General features: G+C 70.5%; 15 protein-coding genes. 7 read left to right on the top strand and 8 right to left on the bottom strand.

The window, feature by feature from the left end; all coding sequences use genetic code 11:
• Positions 1–113: 113 nt before the first annotated feature.
• The gene (locus GWK61_RS12230) at positions 114–1,340 is read left to right on the top strand and encodes a YncE family protein (RefSeq protein ID WP_194908454.1); all 1,227 of its coding nucleotides are present in this window, start codon (positions 114–116) and stop codon (positions 1,338–1,340) included.
• Positions 1,341–1,483: 143 nt separating this feature from the next.
• Here GWK61_RS12230 and GWK61_RS12225 read toward each other — a convergent pair whose 3' ends face one another.
• Together GWK61_RS12225 and GWK61_RS12220 are read right to left on the bottom strand one after the other, a co-directional pair.
• On the bottom strand, positions 1,484–2,428 hold the full coding sequence (locus GWK61_RS12225) for an alpha/beta hydrolase family protein (protein WP_194908453.1): 945 nt from the start codon (positions 2,426–2,428) through the stop codon (positions 1,484–1,486).
• Between the two features lie 38 nt (positions 2,429–2,466).
• A complete protein-coding gene (locus GWK61_RS12220) occupies positions 2,467–3,393 on the bottom strand; it encodes an alpha/beta hydrolase family protein (protein WP_194908452.1) in 927 nt (308 codons plus the stop codon).
• Positions 3,394–3,599: 206 nt separating this feature from the next.
• On the opposite strand from GWK61_RS12220, the gene GWK61_RS12215 reads away from it, so the two are divergent.
• Entirely contained in the window at positions 3,600–4,178 is a 579-nt protein-coding gene (locus tag GWK61_RS12215; protein WP_194908451.1) for a TetR/AcrR family transcriptional regulator, read from the top strand.
• A 19-nt stretch (positions 4,179–4,197) separates the two neighbouring features.
• Here the strand turns inward: GWK61_RS12215 and GWK61_RS12210 are convergent, their stop codons facing one another.
• From GWK61_RS12210 to GWK61_RS12200, 3 genes are read right to left on the bottom strand one after another with little or no spacing between them, the layout of a single operon-like run.
• Positions 4,198–5,385: a glycosyltransferase gene (locus tag GWK61_RS12210; protein ID WP_194908450.1), complete on the bottom strand. Its 1,188-nt coding sequence runs from the start codon at positions 5,383–5,385 to the stop codon at positions 4,198–4,200.
• Positions 5,382–6,134, bottom strand: coding sequence for a DUF2334 domain-containing protein (locus tag GWK61_RS12205; RefSeq protein ID WP_194908449.1), 753 nt, complete (start codon positions 6,132–6,134; stop codon positions 5,382–5,384). Before GWK61_RS12205 ends, GWK61_RS12210 begins: the two co-directional genes overlap by 4 nt.
• Positions 6,135–7,541 (bottom strand): glycosyltransferase family 4 protein, encoded by a 1,407-nt coding sequence (locus GWK61_RS12200; RefSeq protein WP_323747529.1) that lies wholly within the window; start codon positions 7,539–7,541, stop codon positions 6,135–6,137.
• Positions 7,542–7,732: 191 nt separating this feature from the next.
• On the opposite strand from GWK61_RS12200, the gene GWK61_RS12195 reads away from it, so the two are divergent.
• Together GWK61_RS12195 and GWK61_RS12190 are read left to right on the top strand one after the other, a co-directional pair.
• Positions 7,733–8,080, top strand: a complete 348-nt coding sequence (locus GWK61_RS12195; protein ID WP_194908448.1) for a VOC family protein — start codon at positions 7,733–7,735, stop codon at positions 8,078–8,080.
• A 644-nt stretch (positions 8,081–8,724) separates the two neighbouring features.
• On the top strand, positions 8,725–9,567 hold the full coding sequence (locus GWK61_RS12190; protein ID WP_194908447.1) for a DsbA family protein: 843 nt from the start codon (positions 8,725–8,727) through the stop codon (positions 9,565–9,567).
• Positions 9,568–9,763: 196 nt separating this feature from the next.
• On the opposite strand, the gene GWK61_RS12185 is transcribed toward GWK61_RS12190, so the two are convergent.
• Together GWK61_RS12185 and GWK61_RS12180 are read right to left on the bottom strand one after the other, a co-directional pair.
• Complete coding sequence (locus GWK61_RS12185) at positions 9,764–9,967, bottom strand: hypothetical protein (RefSeq protein ID WP_194908446.1); 204 nt, start codon at positions 9,965–9,967, stop codon at positions 9,764–9,766.
• A gap of 227 nt (positions 9,968–10,194) precedes the next feature.
• Positions 10,195–10,737 carry a hypothetical protein gene (locus tag GWK61_RS12180; RefSeq protein WP_194908445.1) on the bottom strand — a complete coding sequence of 181 codons (543 nt, stop codon included), beginning with the start codon at positions 10,735–10,737 and terminating at the stop codon, positions 10,195–10,197.
• A gap of 122 nt (positions 10,738–10,859) precedes the next feature.
• On the opposite strand from GWK61_RS12180, the gene GWK61_RS12175 reads away from it, so the two are divergent.
• A complete protein-coding gene (locus GWK61_RS12175) occupies positions 10,860–15,437 on the top strand; it encodes an HAD-IC family P-type ATPase (RefSeq protein WP_194908444.1) in 4,578 nt (1,525 codons plus the stop codon).
• 13 nt (positions 15,438–15,450) lie between these two features.
• Here GWK61_RS12175 and GWK61_RS12170 read toward each other — a convergent pair whose 3' ends face one another.
• Positions 15,451–16,383, bottom strand: coding sequence for a hypothetical protein (locus GWK61_RS12170; protein WP_194908443.1), 933 nt, complete (start codon positions 16,381–16,383; stop codon positions 15,451–15,453).
• Positions 16,384–16,456: 73 nt separating this feature from the next.
• Here GWK61_RS12170 and GWK61_RS12165 point away from each other — a divergent pair, with 73 nt between their 5' ends.
• Together GWK61_RS12165 and GWK61_RS56280 are read left to right on the top strand one after the other, a co-directional pair.
• Positions 16,457–17,158 (top strand): flavodoxin family protein, encoded by a 702-nt coding sequence (locus GWK61_RS12165; RefSeq protein ID WP_194908442.1) that lies wholly within the window; start codon positions 16,457–16,459, stop codon positions 17,156–17,158.
• A gap of 158 nt (positions 17,159–17,316) precedes the next feature.
• Positions 17,317–17,561, top strand: a 245-nt coding sequence (locus GWK61_RS56280) for a hypothetical protein (protein WP_228562183.1), incomplete at its 3' end; no start/stop codon positions are given.

Genomic DNA, 17,561 nt, shown 5'->3' with positions numbered 1-17,561 from the left:
GCTTTTTTGCCACGCCGCGACAGGATCCGGCGTCGCCATGGACTCTTCCGCGCAACGACTCTATGTTCTCAAGGCCCCGATATTACCCCACAGTACGATCTTGGGAGCAAATCATGCCACGAAGACTCCAGCGACTCACCCGGATCCTCGCCGCGGCGGGCCTCACCGCGGCCGGCCTGACGGCCACCTCGCTGACCGCCGCCCCGGGCGCGTCCGCCGACACCGGCCTGCGCGACGTGCTCGTGGTCGGCAACAGCCAGGCCGGCACGGTCAGCGTGATCGACGGCCACACCTTCGCCAACCTCGGCTCGATCAACGTCATCCCGGACCTGTCGCAGCGCATGTTCGAGATCTACATCAACCCGATCTGGCTGGCCGGCTACGAAATCGTGCGCGCGGTCGAGGGCGGCGACCGCTACGTCGACGACGCCACGGTCTCCCCCGACGGCCGCACGCTCTACGTCTCGCGCGGCAACCTGGACGACGTCGCCGCCTTCGACCTGACCACGCACGCCGAGCTCTGGCACACCCGGCTCGACGGCTTCCACGCCGACCACGCCGCGCTCTCCCCCGACGGCACCCGCTACGTCGTGTCCGCGACCACCGCGCAGGAGGCGGAAGTCTTCAACACCGCGACCGGGACCGTCGTGGGCACGTTCGCCACCGGCACCTACCCGCACCAGAACGACTACAGCGCCGACGGCAAGTACATCTACAACTCCAGCATCGGCACCGTCTCGCTGCCGCAGTCCCTGGAGTGGGCCAAGGGCTCGTTCCAGCTGACCAAGGTGGACGCCAGCACGCTGCAGGTCGTGAAGACCTGGACGTTCCCGCACGGGATCCGCCCGAACGAGATCGCGCCCGACGGCCACACGTTCTACGCGGACCTGTCGTACCTGAACGGCTTCGTGAAGTACGACCTGAACACCTCGAAGATCCTGAACACGGTCCAGATGCCGTACGCCAGCGGCGGAACGACGATGAAGCCGGACGACTACCCGAAGAACTCGGCCCACCACGGGCTCGCACTGAACGGCGACGGATCAAAGCTCTGCGACGTCGGCACCATCGACGACTACACCGCGATCGTCTCCACCTCGGACCTGAGCACCAGCGGCATGGTGAACTACCCCAGCGGCGCGCTGCCGTACTGGGGCCAGACCAGTGCCGACGGCCAGTACTGCTTCGTCTCGCTGAGCCACCTCGGCCAGGTGTCAGTGGTCGACTACGCCACCGCGACGGAGGTCGCACGCGTGCCGGTCGGCACGTTCCCGCAGCGTGAGCGGATCTCGCAGATGGCGCCGGCTGCGGTCAGCGCGCTGGATCCGGCTGCGGGCTGAACACATCCGCTGCTGAACGAGAAACCCACGCTCGCTCAGCAGCGATTGAAACCGGCGACGGATCCCAAGAGGATCCGCATCGCCTCAGGCAGCAACGGTGGCGGGACCGGGTGTGGCACCCGGTCCCGCCACCGATTTCCCCGCTACTTCGAATCGATTCGCCCGACTGCATCAGCATCCTGAGTCGTCGCCGCGCTGGCCGCCGCAAAGCTCCCCGCGTCCACGCCGAGCGCCGTGCGCAGGTAGGCGGTCGTGATGCGCTGGATGAGCGCGACGCGCTCGGGGTTCTCGTCGGTGGTCTCGGCCGAGCTGTAGCCGACGATGCCGCCGAGCGAGTGCTCGCCGCCGAACAGCGTCAGCAGGTGCTGGGCGCCGGGGCTCATGAAGTAGGCGTCCGTGAACCAGTCCGGGCCGCGGGTGGACAGCTGCGACTGGTCGCTGTCGCCGGTGACGATGAGCGCCGGCGTGGTCAGATCACTGAAATCCGGGTGCATGAAGGAGAAGTTCTCCGCCGCGAACGGGGACAGGCTCTCGCCGGTTCCGGTCAGCGACAGCAACACGCCTGCCGTCACACGCTTGTCGGCGAAGTCCTCGCCCGGAACGCCCGAAGCGTCGAGGACACCGGCGCCGAGCAGCGTGCTTGCCGTCTGCGCACCCCACGAGTGGCCGGCGACGGCGATGCGATCGATATCAACACGACCCGCCAATCCGGGCACGGCCGCCACCAACGTGCCGAGCTCGTCAATGACCCGCGTCAGGTCGTCGATCCGCACGCGCCAGATGTTCGCGTACCGCGGATCGTCCGGCGTGACGGCCAGCGTCCGGGAGTCCAAGTGCGTAGGCTGCACGACCACGAAGCCGTGCGAGGCCCAGAAATCAGCCAAGGGCGCGTACTTGTCCAGCGATCCGCCGAAGCCGTGCGAGAACACCACGACCGGCAGCGCGCTGCCACTCACCGGCGCGGACACCCGCACCTGGAGGTCGTCGCCACGCTCCGGCGCGGCGAGCACGACCGGCTTGACCGAGACGATGGAAGTGGCCGCACCGATCGCAGAATCCAGATTCGATGTGCTTGATGTCGTTGACATGGCTATAGAAACCTTTCTCAGGGTTGATCAGGACTGAATTACTTGCTGTCGACGTGCCCGAACGCGTCCGGACCGACCGTCAGCGCCTCACTCGCCACCCGCCACGCGTCGTCGCCCGGGAACAGCTGCGAACGCAGGTAAGCACCCGTCAGCCGGACAACCGCCCCGACCATCTCAGGGTTCTCATCGGTGGTCTCGGCCGCGTCGTAGCCGGCGATGCCACCGAGGCCGTGCTCGGCGCCGAAGAGCGTGAGCAGGCTCTTCGGACCGGGGGCAAGGGTGTACGGATCGACGTGCCACTGCGGGCCGATGTCCGTGAAGTGCTGCGAGTCGTCCTTGTCCCCGGCGACGACCAGCGCCGGCGTGGTCATCGTCGCGAAGTCGACCGAGCGGAAGAACGGCACGATGGACGCCCGCGGACCGTTCAGCGCGTCACCGCCCCGCCCCGGAGCGGCCAGCAGCACTCCGGCCTTGATCCGCGGCTCGGTAAGATCCACCACCTCCCCGGTGCCGGGATCGACCTGAGCCCCCAGCAACACACTGGCCGTGAAGCCGCCGAGCGAATGCCCTGCGACGGCGACCTTTTCCGCGTCGAGCCGCCCGGCCAGCTGGGGCACGGCCTGCTCGATGACGTCCAGCCGGTCGAGGATGTGCGTCATGTCCTCGGCCCGCGACCGCCAGAACAGCGGCCCGTCGGGCAGGTCGGCGACCCGGTGACTCAGGGTCCTGGAACTGAGGTGCGTCGGCTGGATGACTACGAAGCCCTGCGCCGCCCAGGCGTTGGCGAGCGGTCCGTAGCCGTTGAGCGAGGACAGGTTGTTGGATCCGCCGTGCCCGTGGGACAGCAGGATCACCGGCAGCCCGGTCCCGACGGCGGGCGCCGAGGCGCGGAGTTCGAGATCGACCGGACGCCCGGGGACGGGCAGCGCCACCGGGCTGTAGGACAGGACGGGGAACGCGCTCATGAGAAGACTCCCTTCTACGCGCTGCCGTTCAGCTCGGCTAAGCTGAAACGGAACGCTTCTCCGGTTAGTATCCGGAACCGCGTTCCGCTTTGTCAACGCGCGTCGGAAGGAACCCTGTGCCCACTGAGCCCGCTGTGCCCCGTGAGTCCACTGAGTCCACTGAGTCCACTGAGTCCACTGAGTCCACTGAGTCCACTGAGCCGCCGGTGACTCCTACGCAGCCGGAGCCCCGCAGCAAGCGCTCCGACGCCGCACGCAACGAGCAGACGCTGCTCGCAGCAGCCGCGGAGGTCTTCGTCGCCTCGGGCGTGGACGCCCCGATCCGGCAGATCGCGGCCAAGGCCGGCGTGGGCGTCGGCACGTTCTACCGGCACTTCCCGACCCGCGCCGACCTCATCACCGCCGTCTACCGGCACCAGATCGAGGAGTGCGCCGCGGCCGGCCCGACCCTGCTGGCCGAGGCCGACAGGCCCTTCGAGGCGCTGCGCCGGTGGATCGACATGTTCACCGACTTCCTGGTCACCAAGCACGGCCTGGCCGACGCCCTGCGCTCGGACGCCGGCACCTTCACCGCGCTGCACACGTACTTCCTCGACCGCCTCGGACCCGTCGCCACGACGCTGATCGAGGCCGCCGTCGCCGCCGGCGACATCCGCTCGGACATCGGCGCCTACGAGCTGATGCGCGGGGTCGGGAACCTGTGCGTCGGGCGGGATCTCGACCCGCGTTACGAGCCGCGACGGCTGATCGCGGTGCTGCTGAACGGTTTGCAGACGCCTGTGTAGCTCCAGTGCGAGAACCGCCTCAAACGCCCCGGCGCCGTCGCAGCCCCCGGCGCTTCAACCGACTCAGGTTCCGCTCCCGCGCGGCCAGCGAAGCGTGAACGTCCAGCATCGAGGCAACAGTCGCCGACCACGGAAACTGCTCGGCCCGGCGCCGTGCGGCAGCCCGCCGCTCCGCCTCCGGCCAGGCCAGGATCCCCGCCACGGCACGCGCCATGTCCTCCCCGGTGCACGCAGCCGTCAGTCCAGCACCGGCCGCCAGCAGCTCGCCAGCACCGCCGGTATCCGCCGTGACCACCGGCGTGCCGCAGGCCAGCGACTCCAGGACGGTGAGGCCGAACGTCTCCGCCGGACCCGGCGCGATGACGACGTCGGCCGCCGCGATGCGCTCGGCCAGCTCGACACGGTCGGACATGTGGCCGTGGAACGTGACCGGCAGGTCGGCGGCGAAGCGTTCCAGTTGCTGGCGCTGGCTACCGGAGCCGTAGATGTCGAGGTGGACCGCGAGGTTGTCGGCGACCAGGGCTTTGACGGCGGCGATGGCCGCGATCGGGTTCTTCTCGGTCGACAACCGTCCGCTGTAGACCAGCTGCCAGGGGTGCTCTCCGGTGCCCCGGGGCACCTCGGAGCGTTCCGGACTCGGGACCCGGCAGGGCCGGAAGGTGTCCAGATCCACGCCGAGCGGGATCTCGCGCAGCAGTCCGGCGAAGCCGTCGAACTCGCGCCCGGCGAAGGCCGAGGCGACCACGATCGCGTCGAACCGGGTCGCCAGGCGCCGCGAGCGCCGGTGCAACGCGGGTTGCAGCGCGCGGTGGCTGGCGGCCCAGGCGTGCGGAAAGCGGGCAGCGGCGACGGCGTCCAGCCGCTCGTGCGAGATCAGCACCGCGCCGACGCCGCGCTTGCGGGCCCAGGGGCCGGCGGCGGACAGCGTCGCCTTGTCCGAGACCTCGACCGAGTCCGGCTGCAGTTCCTCCAGCAGGTCCTTCACCGGCGAGAACCGCGGGATCATCCGGTACCCGCCGCTGACCGGCAGGCTGGGCAGCGTGACCACGAGCCCTGACTCGCCCTCTTCCCGCGAGTGGCGCTGGCCCGGGATGACCAGCACCCGCTCGTGCCCCGCCGCCATGTACCCCCGGCCCAGCGCGTCGACCACCGTACGCAGGCCGCCCGACGTGGGGCTGTAGGCGTTGGCGAGCTGGACGATCCTCACGGGATCGGAACCGCCGCACCGCGCATCACGAGGCCGGAATAGGTGCCGGCCCGATAGCCGGCGGCCAGTGCCTCGTCGATGACGGCGAGCGTGGTCGCGCGCAGCCCGGGGTGCAGCAGGTCGTCCGGGTGCAGCGCGACCCGGAAGGACCGGCCGCGCCGGGCCATCGCGGCGGCCGACTTGTGCATCAGGCGCGCGCCGAAGACCTCGCCGGCGCCGCCGGGACGGTGCGAGAGCGCCGGGAGCGTGTAGCGCCGTTCGGTGATCAGGTCGCGGACGAACAGGTGCGACGACGAATACCGCAGCCCGACGCGCCGCAGCGCCTGGTACGCCCCGGGAGAGGCGAGCCAGCCCGGCGGGTGGAAGCCCACCGGTTCGATGCCGAGGGCGGCGAGCTCCGCCAACCCGGCCGACAGCCGCGCGGTGGCATCGACGACGTCCAGCGCCGCGAACTCGCCCGCGCCGCGCGCGAGGAGCTGCGCAGCGGCACGACGCAGCGGCGGCCCGGTCGGCCCGGCCTTGTGCGCCCAGCCGTGCAGCGCCAGCTCGTGGCCCCGGGACTCGGCGTCGTGCAGCGCGGCGACCAGATCAGGACTCTGGCTCAGCCGGGAGCCGCGCCACGGTCCCGGGATCACCAGCAGGGTGGCCGGGACGCCGCGGGCGTCGAGGTCGGCCAGCCAGCGCTCGGTGGCCGAAGCGCTGGCCGGGGCGATGTCGTGGATGGAGACGAGTAATTGCGGGCGGGGCATTCACGCCGCCGTTTCGAGGCCGGCCGGCGACGCGGAGTCCTTGGCGGGCTTGGCGGCGGCGCCGTTGCCCGCGCCGACGTTGCTCGCAGCGGCAGCCTTGCCGGCGACGGCCTTGCTCTCCGCAGGCGCCATGCCTGCGGCAGCCACACTTGCGGCAGCCTTGCTCTCAACAGGCGCCATCCTTGCGGCAGCCCTGCCGATGCCGAGCTTGCCCGCGACCGCCTTACGCGCGCCGAGCTTGCCGGCGGCGGCGTTGGCCTCGACCGTGGTCGTGATCATCCCGGCCTCCGGCGCTGCCGCGACCCGACTACGGCTGCTGACCACCGACTCCAGATGCCCCATCAACTGGTCGCTGACCGTGTCCCAAGTACGGGACTCGACCTCGGCGCGGGCATTGGCCCCGTACTCGTTCCGCAGCTCGCGGTTCGCAGCCAGCCGCATCACGGCGGCCCGCAGCTCGGAGACCGAATCAGGGTCGTACAACACCCCGGTGCGGCCCGGCGTGACCAGGTCCAGCGGACCGCCCGCGGCCGGTGCCACCACCGGGACCCCGCTGGCCATCGCCTCCTGCACCGACTGGCAGAACGTCTCGTCGGCACCGGTGTGGATGAACACGTCCAGGCTCGCGTAGGCCCGCGACAGCTCGTGGCCGTCCAGGAACCCGGTGAACGTCGCGGTCGGCAGCGCCTCCCGCAGCTTGCCCTCGGCCGGCCCGTCGCCCACGACCAGCAGCCGCACACCGGGCAGCCCGCTGAGGTTCGCCAGCAACTCGACCCGCTTCTCCGGAGCGAGCCGGCCGACGTACCCGACGACGGTCTCCCGGTCCGGCGCGACCTCGTGCCGCAGCATCTCGTCCCGGTAGCGCGGATGGAAGCGCTCGGCGTCGACCCCCCGCCGCCACAGCGCCAGGCGCGGGATCCCGTGCTCGTCCAACGCCTTCAGTGTCGCTGTCGACGGCACGAGGGTGAGGTCGGCCTGCGAGTGGATCCGCCGCAGCCACGACCAGATCACCTTGTCGGTACCGCGCAGCCCATAGCGCTTGACGAAGCCCGCGATGTCGGTCTGGAACACCGCAACGCACGGAATGTCCAGCTTCCGCGCAGCAGTGGCCCCAGCCGACCCGAGGCTGAACGGCGAGGCGAGGTACACGACGTCGGGCTGGAACTCGCGCAACTTCCCGACCAGCCGCGCCATCGGCATCCCGACGACGAACGACCGGTACCCCGGCAACGCGAACCCCCCAACGGAGACGACCTCATGCCCGGCGTACCGCTCTGGCCCCGGCTTGGCCGCGATGACGAGCGCTTCGTGCCCTCGTGCGGCGAACTGTTCCAGGACGCGGCAGACCGAGTTCGTGACCCCGTTCACCCGGGGCAGGAACGATTCGGTGATGACGGCTATACGCACGCTGCTCACGATGAGGGCGCCAGATGGAACGCGGATATTAATAACGCGAGGACACGCACAACCTGAGGTGAAAGATAGGGGCCGCGCCCACCCTCCGGCACCGCTGTCACATCCGCAGCGCGCCCGGCGTCAGTGTGACAGCGACCCGAACGGAGCGCCGAACACAGACACCACATCGACAAGGATCCACCATGAAGCTCGCCAGCATCTCCGGCCTCACCTGCCAATCCGCCGACCTGGACCGCACGGTCGCCTTCTACGAAACCCTCGGATTCCGCATCGGCAAGCGCGAAGACAACCAGGTAACGCTGTACGTGAACTGGTTCTGGGTCACGTTCGCGGCCACCGACGGCCCGATCGCCCCGGGCACGGCCACAGCAGTCCACATCAAGGTCGACGACATCCAGGAGGCCCACGCCGAGGTCGTCGCAGCGGGATACAAGTCGGCAGGCGAGCCGGCGAAGCGCGCCGGCGGCGGCTTGGAGTTCGAGCTGGCCGACCCGGACGGCTACCGGCTGGTGCTGTTCTACAAGAAGTGAGCGGAGCGGCAGCTGCCAGGCTGGCGCCCCCGATGAGATCCGCTGCCATGGCGGCAGCTGATCGTGACGGGCCGCGCGTGGCCGACCATGTGGTGAGGGGGTCCGAAGGACCATGCGGGGGTTTGGTTCTGGGTCCCTCGCCGCGTCAGCGGGCGAGGGACCCAGAACCTCGGCGACCACAAGCAGCACCGCCGCCAAACAACGCGGCGCAGGCAACAGCGGATGAGAAGCCGAACAGTCGCGGACCGCCGCCATCAAGCCCGACGCACGGGTCGCCCCCTCGTCGAGGAGGCCCGCCAGAGGCCTCAACGCACCCACCAAACGCGGCCGCCACCCGCCAGACCAAACGCGTGCGCAGTGACTCGGACCGAGGCGCGGTCTTGCACGCGAAAACCGCCAGCCGCCAGCGCAACCCGCTGCGCTCAACCGAACTGCGTCCCCTGCGAGGCCATCCAACCATGCGCGAAGCCGTAATAATCGCCCGTAAACCCACAAACCAACCGCACCCGGCAGCGCACTGAACCCCAAGCCCGACACCAGCGCCCCCACAGCGAGCCTGATCGCGCCATGCAACCTCCCGAGCCGAACCGTAGGTTCTGTCGTTTTGTGAGGTGTTTCGTACCGCGATCAAAGCAGGGTGGGCGATGAGCCAGAAGAGCGCAGCTCAGAACAAAACAACCAACAAGCAGTCCGCACGCGAACGCGTAGCCGCCGAACAGCAAGCCCAGCGCCTCCGCCTCCGCCAACGCCGCCGCCTCGGCATCCTGGCCGCGGTGCTGGTGGTGCTCGGCGTCGCGACCGGGGTCGGGGTCGCGGTCAGCGCGTCGTCGAGCAAGCCGCAGGCGTACAGCGTGCCGTCGAACGGGACGGTGGTCGTCGACAAGTACGCCGATCCGTCGAACAAGCCGACGGCTCTGGCCTTCGGCCCCGCCTCCGCGCCGCACACGCTGACCATCTATGAGGACTTCCGGTGTCCCTATTGCAAGGGGCTGGAAACGGATTCGTCATCGGTCTACAAGGCGTACGCCGCCGCCGGCACCCTGCGCGTCCTGTTCCACCCCGTGACGCTGATCGACGCCAACAGCAACGGCAGCGGCTCGTTGTGGTCCGGCGCGGCCTCGGTGTGCGCGGCGACCGTCGGCAAGTTCGACGAGTACCACGACGCCCTCTACGCCAACCAGCCCGACGAATCGAACGACGGCTACCGCGACCCCGCGAAGCTGATCGCCGTCGCGAAGCAGGTCCCGGGGCTGGACAGCCCAGCTTTCGAGTCCTGCGTCACGTCAGGCACCTACAAAGGCCTGGTCCAACAGAACATGGCGGACTTCAACACCCTGCGACTCGGCGGCACGCCGACCCTGATGCTCGACGGCAAGCAGCTGAACCTGCCGGCCTCGCTGTACAAGCTCTCGGCCGACGGCACGCAGGTGGTCGGGTCCAATCCCGCAGTGCTCAAGCAGGTGCTTCAGACCGCAGGGCTTCCGTAGGGAAGCCGCAACTCGCAGCACCCAGCACCCAGCACCCAAGCACCCAAGCACCCAAGCACCCAAGCACCCAAGCACCCAAGCACCCAAGCACCCAGCAAGCAATCACTAGCCAGCAGTCATCAGCAAGCAAGTAGTCACCAGCCAGCAACCAGCAAGCACTCAGCAGCAGTCACCAGCACCAGCCAGCACCCACCACTCACCCAAACGAGATCCGCATCTCCCCATCACGCATCTCGACATCCACACCACGCACCACCCGGACCGCGCCCGCGACGAGCACCTGCCCCAGCGGGCCGGCACCGGCCAGTGCCGCCGCGGCGACCAGACAAGGCTCGGCCAGGGCGGAAACGAGGCGGGTCGCGTCACCGATCGTGGCCGGAAAGGTGAATGTGATCGACATGCGTCCTCTCCGCTTCGCTGTTCTACGAAGCAGTACAGACGCACCGGCGCGTGGCGGCCACCAGCTGCGGGTGAACGTTGGTGGGCCAGATCTCCAGCGCCGATCGACCAAATCGACATCGCCGCCGATGTTTGATGTCGGAAACGGCGATGACACAGGCGAATGGCAGACGAACAGATGACACAAACGATGAGTCGCTTCCGCCGTGGGGGTGCGGAAGCGGCGAACTAAGCGCTCTTCTTCGACTCCTGCTTCGATTCCGGCTTCGACCCCGATTCCGGCGCCGGCTTCAACGGACCCCAACGCCGCAAAGCCGCCAGGCTCAACCCGCCAACCGCCGCAACCGGCCACTCCACAGCACCGATAACCGCCAGGCCGCCGACGGCAATGTAAGCCGGGATACCGTTCCTGTTCTGCGCGACCTTCTTCACCGCGGTCACCGGCAGCGTCGCGGCCTTGACCGCCAGGCCGACGGCAGCGGAGTCCAGCGGGATCGTCACCGAGATGCGGTGGCCAGGCTCTTCGGCCTTCTGCTCGGCCTTCTGGTCCTTCTGCTCGGCCTTCTGCTCAGTTTTCTGTGAGGACTGCACGGGCTTTTCGGCCTCCGCCTTTGTCGTGTCGCTCGTGTCCGTCGTGGTGCTCGTGTCGCTCGTATCGGTCGTCGCCGCCTCGGCTTTGTCGGTAGTCGCACCGCTCGTGCTGCTAACCGCAGCCGCCCTAGCCGCCCGGCTACGCGGCCCAACCGCCCCCGCAGCCGCCTTCTTCGCCACCGCCACTACATTCACCCCTTCTCAGTCGGGCTCCGAACGAGCCGTAGACTCACCAAGTTATAGGCACTTCGTACGCAGCCCAACGTTAGGGTGAAAACCGTGTGACGAAAAAGGGAGTTGAGATGCTGTTCGGTCTAGGACGGGTCGCCACAGGCGCCGCCCGCATAGCCGCCGCCTCCACCATGGGCGCGGTCGACGCGGTCGGGTCCCTGGCCGGCGGGCCGCGCGGGGCGGTCGAGGCCGTCCGCGGGCTGGCCGAGACCGGTCCGCGCCGCGCACGCCGCCGGATCTGGGCCGAGGACGGCCGGGCCCACATCGAGGTCAAGGGCCTGACCGGCGCCGGCGACCAGCACCACCGCCTGCGCGAGCATCTCACCGGCACCCTGCGCGAGCTCAAGGGCGTGCGCTGGGCCGAGATCAACGCGGTGACCCAGCACATCCTGATCGACTTCGACGAGCAGGAGCTCGACGTCGAGGGCATCATCGAGGTCATCGAAGCGGCCGAGGAAGCGCACGACACCGACGAGGAGACCTTCTCCCGCACCAAGCCCGAGCACCCCTCGGCCGACGCGCCGGTCAACCTCGCGATCATCTCCCTGGCGGCAGACGCCGTCGGCCTGACCGTCGCCGTCGCCGGCCGCGTCATGCGCCTGCCGGCCGTCCCGCAGGCGCTGCGCGTGCCGCTGCTCATCGCCGAGACCACGCCGCGCATCCGGCACGCCGTCGAGGAGCGCATCGGCCGCACCCATACCGAGGCCCTCTTCGCGGTCAGCAACAGCACCCTCAACGCGCTGACCCAGGGCCCTGAGCCGATCCTCATCGACAGCACGCACCACGCCCTGCGCTTCGCCGAGGCCCGCGCCCGGCAGGCGGTCTGGCGCCGCCGCGAACGCGAGCTGGTCGGCGACGGCTCCGGCCTGCCGACCGAGGTCCGCCGCCGCTCCGAGCGCCCCGCGCCCTACCCCGAGGGCCCCGTCGAGAAGCTCGGCGACCGCGCGGCCCTGGCCTCGCTGATGGGCGCCGCCGGCGTCCTGGCCGCCACCCGCGACCCGGGCCGCGCCGGGGACCTGATGCTGGCCACGATGCCGAAGGCGGCCCGCCTGGGCCGCGAGGCGTTCGCCTCGATGCTGGACTGGGAGCTGTCCCGGCACGGCGTGGTCCCGATGGACGTCTCCAGCCTGCGCCGCCTGGACCGGATCTCGTTGGTGGCCATCGATTCCTCGGCCCTGTGCACCGACCGCCCGCGCATCCTGAGCGCCGTGGCGACCGACCCGGCGACCACCGACCGGCAGATCTGGGCCGCCGCCGAACAGGCCCTCACCTCCCCCGACCTCACTTCCCCCGATTTCACCTCCCCCGACGCGCCGCGCTTCACCGGCGCCGGCCCGTGGAGCATCGGCGAGTGGCGCTTCGAGAAGCCGCACGACGCCCTCGACGGCGCCATCGGCGGCCCGGTCGCGCTGACCCTGGACGTCCTGACCCCCGACGGCGCGCGCCGCGGCCGGGTCCGCGTCGGCGTCGAGACCGACCCGCTCGCCGACGCGCTGCTGGCCGCCGCACGCGACGCCGCCACGCACGTGGTGCTCACCGACCACGACAGCGTCGGGGACCTGCTCCCCTGGGCCGACGAGGTCGTGGCGCCCGGCGCGCCGCTGGTGGACTACATCCGGCTGATGCAGCTCGGCGGCAGCGGCGTGCTGGTGATATCAGGGCACGACGACGACGCCCTGCACGCCGCCGACATCGGCGTCGCGGTCGTCGCCGAAGGCCGGCCGGTGTGCTGGTCGGCGGAGTTGTTGTGCGGACCGGGTCTGAGCCAGCCGTGGCGCGTGCTGCGCTCGGTGCAGACCGCGCGGCAGGTCAGCGAACGCTCGGCGCGCCTGGCGGTCGGCGGGTCCGCGCTCGGCGCGCTGCTGGCGGTGACCGGACGGCGGCGCCCGACGCGCCCGCTGACGCTGAGCCCGGTGCACAGCGCGATGGCGGCGGCGATATTCGGCGGGACGTTGAGTGCGCTGCGCGTGGCGCGTCTCTCGCCGCCCGAGCCGTCGGTGCGCGGAAACTGGCACGATCTGACGGGGCGCGAGGCGTTCGACCGCATAGAGCAAGCCCGATCACACCAGTCGACCGAGTTGGTACCACGCGGACGCGTCACCGCACTCACCGACGCCGGACGCGAAACAGTGCGCCTGCTCGGCAGCCTGCCGCTGGCATCGCAGACCACTCAATTGGTTGGCGCGGTCGCCGAGGAGTTGCGCGACCCGCTGACCCCAGTGCTGGCGCTGGGCGCTGCGGCCTCGGCGATAGTCGGGTCCGGCGTGGACGCGCTGCTGGTGACCGGCGTGATGGCCGGGAACGCGGTGATCAGCGGAGGGCAGCGGATGCGCGCCGAGCAGGCGCTACGGCGGCTGTTGATCGGTGAGCAGATCGTGGCACACCGCGTCGAGTGGCAGCCTTCTGATACCACTGCTTCCGACCTGTGGCTCGCAGGCCTCGACGACGCCCCGATCCTCGACGTGCCAGCCGACGGACTCCGGGTCGGCGACATCATCCGGCTCGGCCCGACCGACGTCGTACCGGCCGACGTGCGCCTGTTGACGTCCCAGGACCTGGAAGCCGACGAGTCCAGCCTCAACGGCGAGTCGCTGCCGGTCGCCAAGCTCCCGGCCGCGACGCCGGGCGCGGACCTCGACGAGCGCGCGTGCATGCTCTACGAGGGCTGCACGATCCTGGCCGGCAGCTGCTTCGCGCTGGTCGTAGCCGTGGGTCAGGACACTGAGGCGGGGCGCGCGGCGGCCGTCGCGGGCTCGGCCCCGCCGCCGGCCGGCATCCAGGCCCGGTTGGCCGAGCTGACGCGGATCGCGTTGCCGGCGGCCGGGATCGGCGGGATCGCGGTGACCGGGCTGTCCGCGCTGCGCGGCGTGCCGCTGCCGCGCGCCGTGGCCTCCGGGGTGGCGGTCGCGGTCGCGGCGGTGCCCGAGGGCCTCCCGCTGGTGGCGACGGTGGCGCAGCTGGCCGCCGCGCGCCGGCTGTCGCAGCGCGGGGTGCTGGTGCGCTCGTCGCGCACGCTGGAGGCGCTGGGCCGCGTGGACACGGTCTGCTTCGACAAGACCGGGACCCTGACGCAGGGCCGGCTGTCGGTCACGCGGCTCGCGGACCTCGACGGCGACCTGCCGCTGGCCGGCGAGGAGGGCGGCCGGCTGCTGCGCTACGCGGCGCGCGCCTGCCCGGCGGTCGAGGAGGGTGCGGCGCGCCGGCTCGCGCACGCCACCGACGGCGCGGTCGTGGAGGCCGCGCACCAGTACATAGGCCGGGACGAGCAGTGGAACCTCATCTCGGAGCTGCCGTTCGAGACCACGCGCGGCTATGCGGCCTCGATCGGGACCAACAGCACGCGGCTGACGCTGGCGGTCAAGGGCGCGCCGGAGACGATCCTGGACGTCTGCACGCAGGTACGCTCGCGGGACGGCGGTATCAGCCCCCTGACTGCCGCGCGCCGTCGCGACGCGGTGGCGGCGACCGCGCGGCTGACCGGCAAGGGGCTGCGCGTGCTGGCCGTCGCCGAAGCACACCCGGTGGTCGAGGACCTGGCCGAGCTCGACGTCGCGGCCCTGGTCACCGAGCTGACGCTGATCGGCTTCGTGGCCATCGCCGACACCCCGCGTCCCACCTCGGCGCAGGCGATCACGGACCTGACCGCGGCCGGCGTGCGCATCACCATGATCACCGGCGACCACCCGAACACCGCGACCGCCATCGCCGAGCAGCTGGGCATCCCGGACGCGCACCTGGTCCTCACCGGCCCGGAGTTCGACCGGCTGAGCAAGCGCGAACGCGCCGAGCGCGTCGCGCACACCACGGTGTTCGCGCGGGTGTCGCCGGAGCAGAAGGTGCGCGTGGTCCAGGCGCTGCGCGAAGCCGGCCGCATCGTGGCGATGACCGGCGACGGCGCCAACGACGCCGCGGCGATCCGGCTGGCCGACGTCGGCATCGCCATCGCGGGCCACGGCTCGGCCGCCGCCCGCGCCGCCGCCGACCTGGTCCTGGCCGAACCGGACCCGGCGCGCATCACCGACGCGCTGCGCGAGGGGCGCACGCTGTGGGGGAACGTGCGCGACGCGGCGTCGATCCTGGTCGGCGGCAACGCCGGCGAGGTGGCGTTCACCGTCCTGGGCACCGCGATCTCGGGCCGCGCGCCGCTGGGCACCAGGCAACTGCTGCTGGTCAACATGCTGACGGACATGCTCCCGGCGCTGGCCGTCGCGCTGGCGCCGGCCCGCCCGAACAACGGCGAGGACCCGCTGGCCTCGGGCCCGGTGAGCAACCTGTGGGACTCGGACTTCCAGCGCACGCTGGCGGTCCGCGGCGGCGCGACCGCGCTCGGAGCCGGACTGGCCTGGGGCATCGGCCGCGCGTCGGGGCGTCCGCGCCGCGCGGAGACGATGGGGCTCGGCGCGCTGGTCGGGACGCAGCTGGGGCAGACACTGCTGGCGGCCCGGCACAGCCCGCTGGTGATCGCCACGGCGGCGGTCTCGGCGGTGGCGCTGGTCGCAGTAGTGGAGACGCCAGGCGTGAGCCAGTTCTTCGGCTGCACGCCGCTCGGGCCGGTGGCCTGGGGGACGGTGCTGGCTTCGGCTGCTACCGCGACGGCTGCCGGTGTCGTGGCGCCGCGGGTGCTGGAGCGGGTGGGGTGGAAGGCGTAGGGCGAGCGGAAAGCTAGTCCTGCCAGTAGAACAGCAGGTCGTTCACTGTCAGATCGCTGCGCTGGCCGAAGTAGTACACGCACAGGTCCGTGACCCGGATCGAGGCGACGTCGGCGTCGATCCACTGGAAGCCCGCGGCTTCCAGGGCTGTCTGGGCCGTCGGATCGGGATCGCCCGAGTACTCGGTCGCGTAGGGGCCCAGGGTGCTGATGGCCAGGTTGCCGCTGCTGTCACCGTTGCCGACGGTGACGACGTGGTACGTCCCCTCGCCCTGGTGATGGTGCTGACCGGCGCTGACCAGCGGCTGCGGGTCGAGACCGGCCGCCGTCAGCGCTGCGAGGGCGCGGCTCAGATCCTCGGCTTCCTCGGCTTCCTCGGCCTCGTCGAGTTTCGGCGGCGCCTCAGCGCAGATCAACTCGACGCGCCACCGCGGGTCGGTGTGGCGCTGGGAGCGGCCGACGTACTCGCGCACGATCACGCGGCGCATGTCCTCGTCCAGCCCCGGAACCTCAACGCGGGGACGGCCCAGCTCCTCGTAGAGCGCGCGGACCTCATCCAGATCCTCCGTCAGCTGGTGGAGGCGGTAGGCGGCCCAGAGCTTCGCTTCGTCCGTCGGCGCCTCGTCGCGGTAGGAGCGGAGTCGGGCGACGTCGTCGATCAGCGCCTGGGCCGTGTGCGCGACAGCGCGGTCCTCGTCGGCCAGTGCATAGCTGACGTCCAGCCAGGCGGCGGCCTGCAAGCGCACCCGAGCGATGCGCGCCTCAGGACTCTGCTCACCGACGTCGGCGAGGATCTGCTCCAGGCCGTAGCGCTCGACCAGCGCGTCCATACCTGCGCGACCGAGCGGACCCTTGTGAGCCCATGGCGAAGCGGCGAGCACGACCAGCTCGGTGACGACGGTCCGGTCGTCGGCGTACTCGTTCAGGGCTTCCTCGATATTCCGCACCAGCAGATGATATGGGCCTGGTCATCGAGGAGGTCCCGTGTAACGCCAGGAGGGTACGGCGACACGGAACCGCATGCGATTCGACGACCTCCGGGCCCTGTTCATCAACTGCACGCTCAAGCGCTCCCCCGAACTCAGTCACACTCAGGGGCTGATCGACGTCAGCGCGCGCATTATGGAGAAGCACGGCGTGGCCGTCTCCCACGTGCGCGCCGTCGACCACGACATCGCCACCGGTGTGTGGCCCGACATGACCGCGCACGGCTGGGCGTCGGACGCCTGGCCGGGCATCCAGGAGCAGGTGATGGCCGCCGACATCCTGGTGCTCGCGGGTCCGATCTGGCTCGGTGACAACAGCTCGGTCACCAAGCGCGTCATCGAGCGCCTCTACGGCAGTTCCGGGATCCTCAACCCCGCCGGGCAGTATGCGTACTACGGACGCGTCGGGGGCTGTCTGATCACCGGCAACGAGGACGGGGTCAAGCACTGCGCCATGAACATCCTCTACAGCCTGCAACACCTCGGCTACACCATCCCCCCGCAGGCCGACGCCGGCTGGATCGGCGAGGCCGGTCCCGGACCCTCCTACCTGGACCCCGACTCCGGCGGGCCGCGGAACGACTTCACCAACCGGAACACCACGTTCATGACGTGGAACCTGATGCACCTGGCGCGCATGCTGAAGGACGGCGGCGGGGTCCCGGCGTACGGGAACCAGCGCTCGGCGTGGGACGCCGGGGCGCGGTTCGACTTCGAGAACCCCGAGTACCGGTAGGACGCGACGTGGTCGGCCGGGCGCCCGGCGCGCAAACGGACCGCGAACCCGAAACCCCCCGATGGGCGATAGGGTTGCCAGTGCCATGAGCTCAGATCCGCTCCGATCTGTTCGTCGACCATGTGCCCGTGTGCGGCGGGGGAAGTAAGGGAACTGTTATGAACGCCGACCCCGAGCCGGGGCAGCCGACGACCGTGCCCGATCCGACCGCGTCTGAGAAGACCCCGCCCGAGACGACGGAATCTGAGGTGGCAGAGTCGGCCGAAGTAGAATCAGTCGCCTCCTTATGGTGCGAAGGACAGCTCTGGGAAGGGTCGGACGGTCAGTGTCCGAGCATCATCTCGACGAGCTTCCACACGCACATGACCATCGAGACCAGCAGGTACAGGCGCAGCGCACCCAT

Source organism: Catenulispora rubra, assembly GCF_015356825.1.
In the GTDB taxonomy this organism is placed as follows: domain Bacteria; phylum Actinomycetota; class Actinomycetes; order Streptomycetales; family Catenulisporaceae; genus Catenulispora; species Catenulispora rubra.
This window is presented reverse-complemented; position numbering and strand designations above follow the sequence as displayed.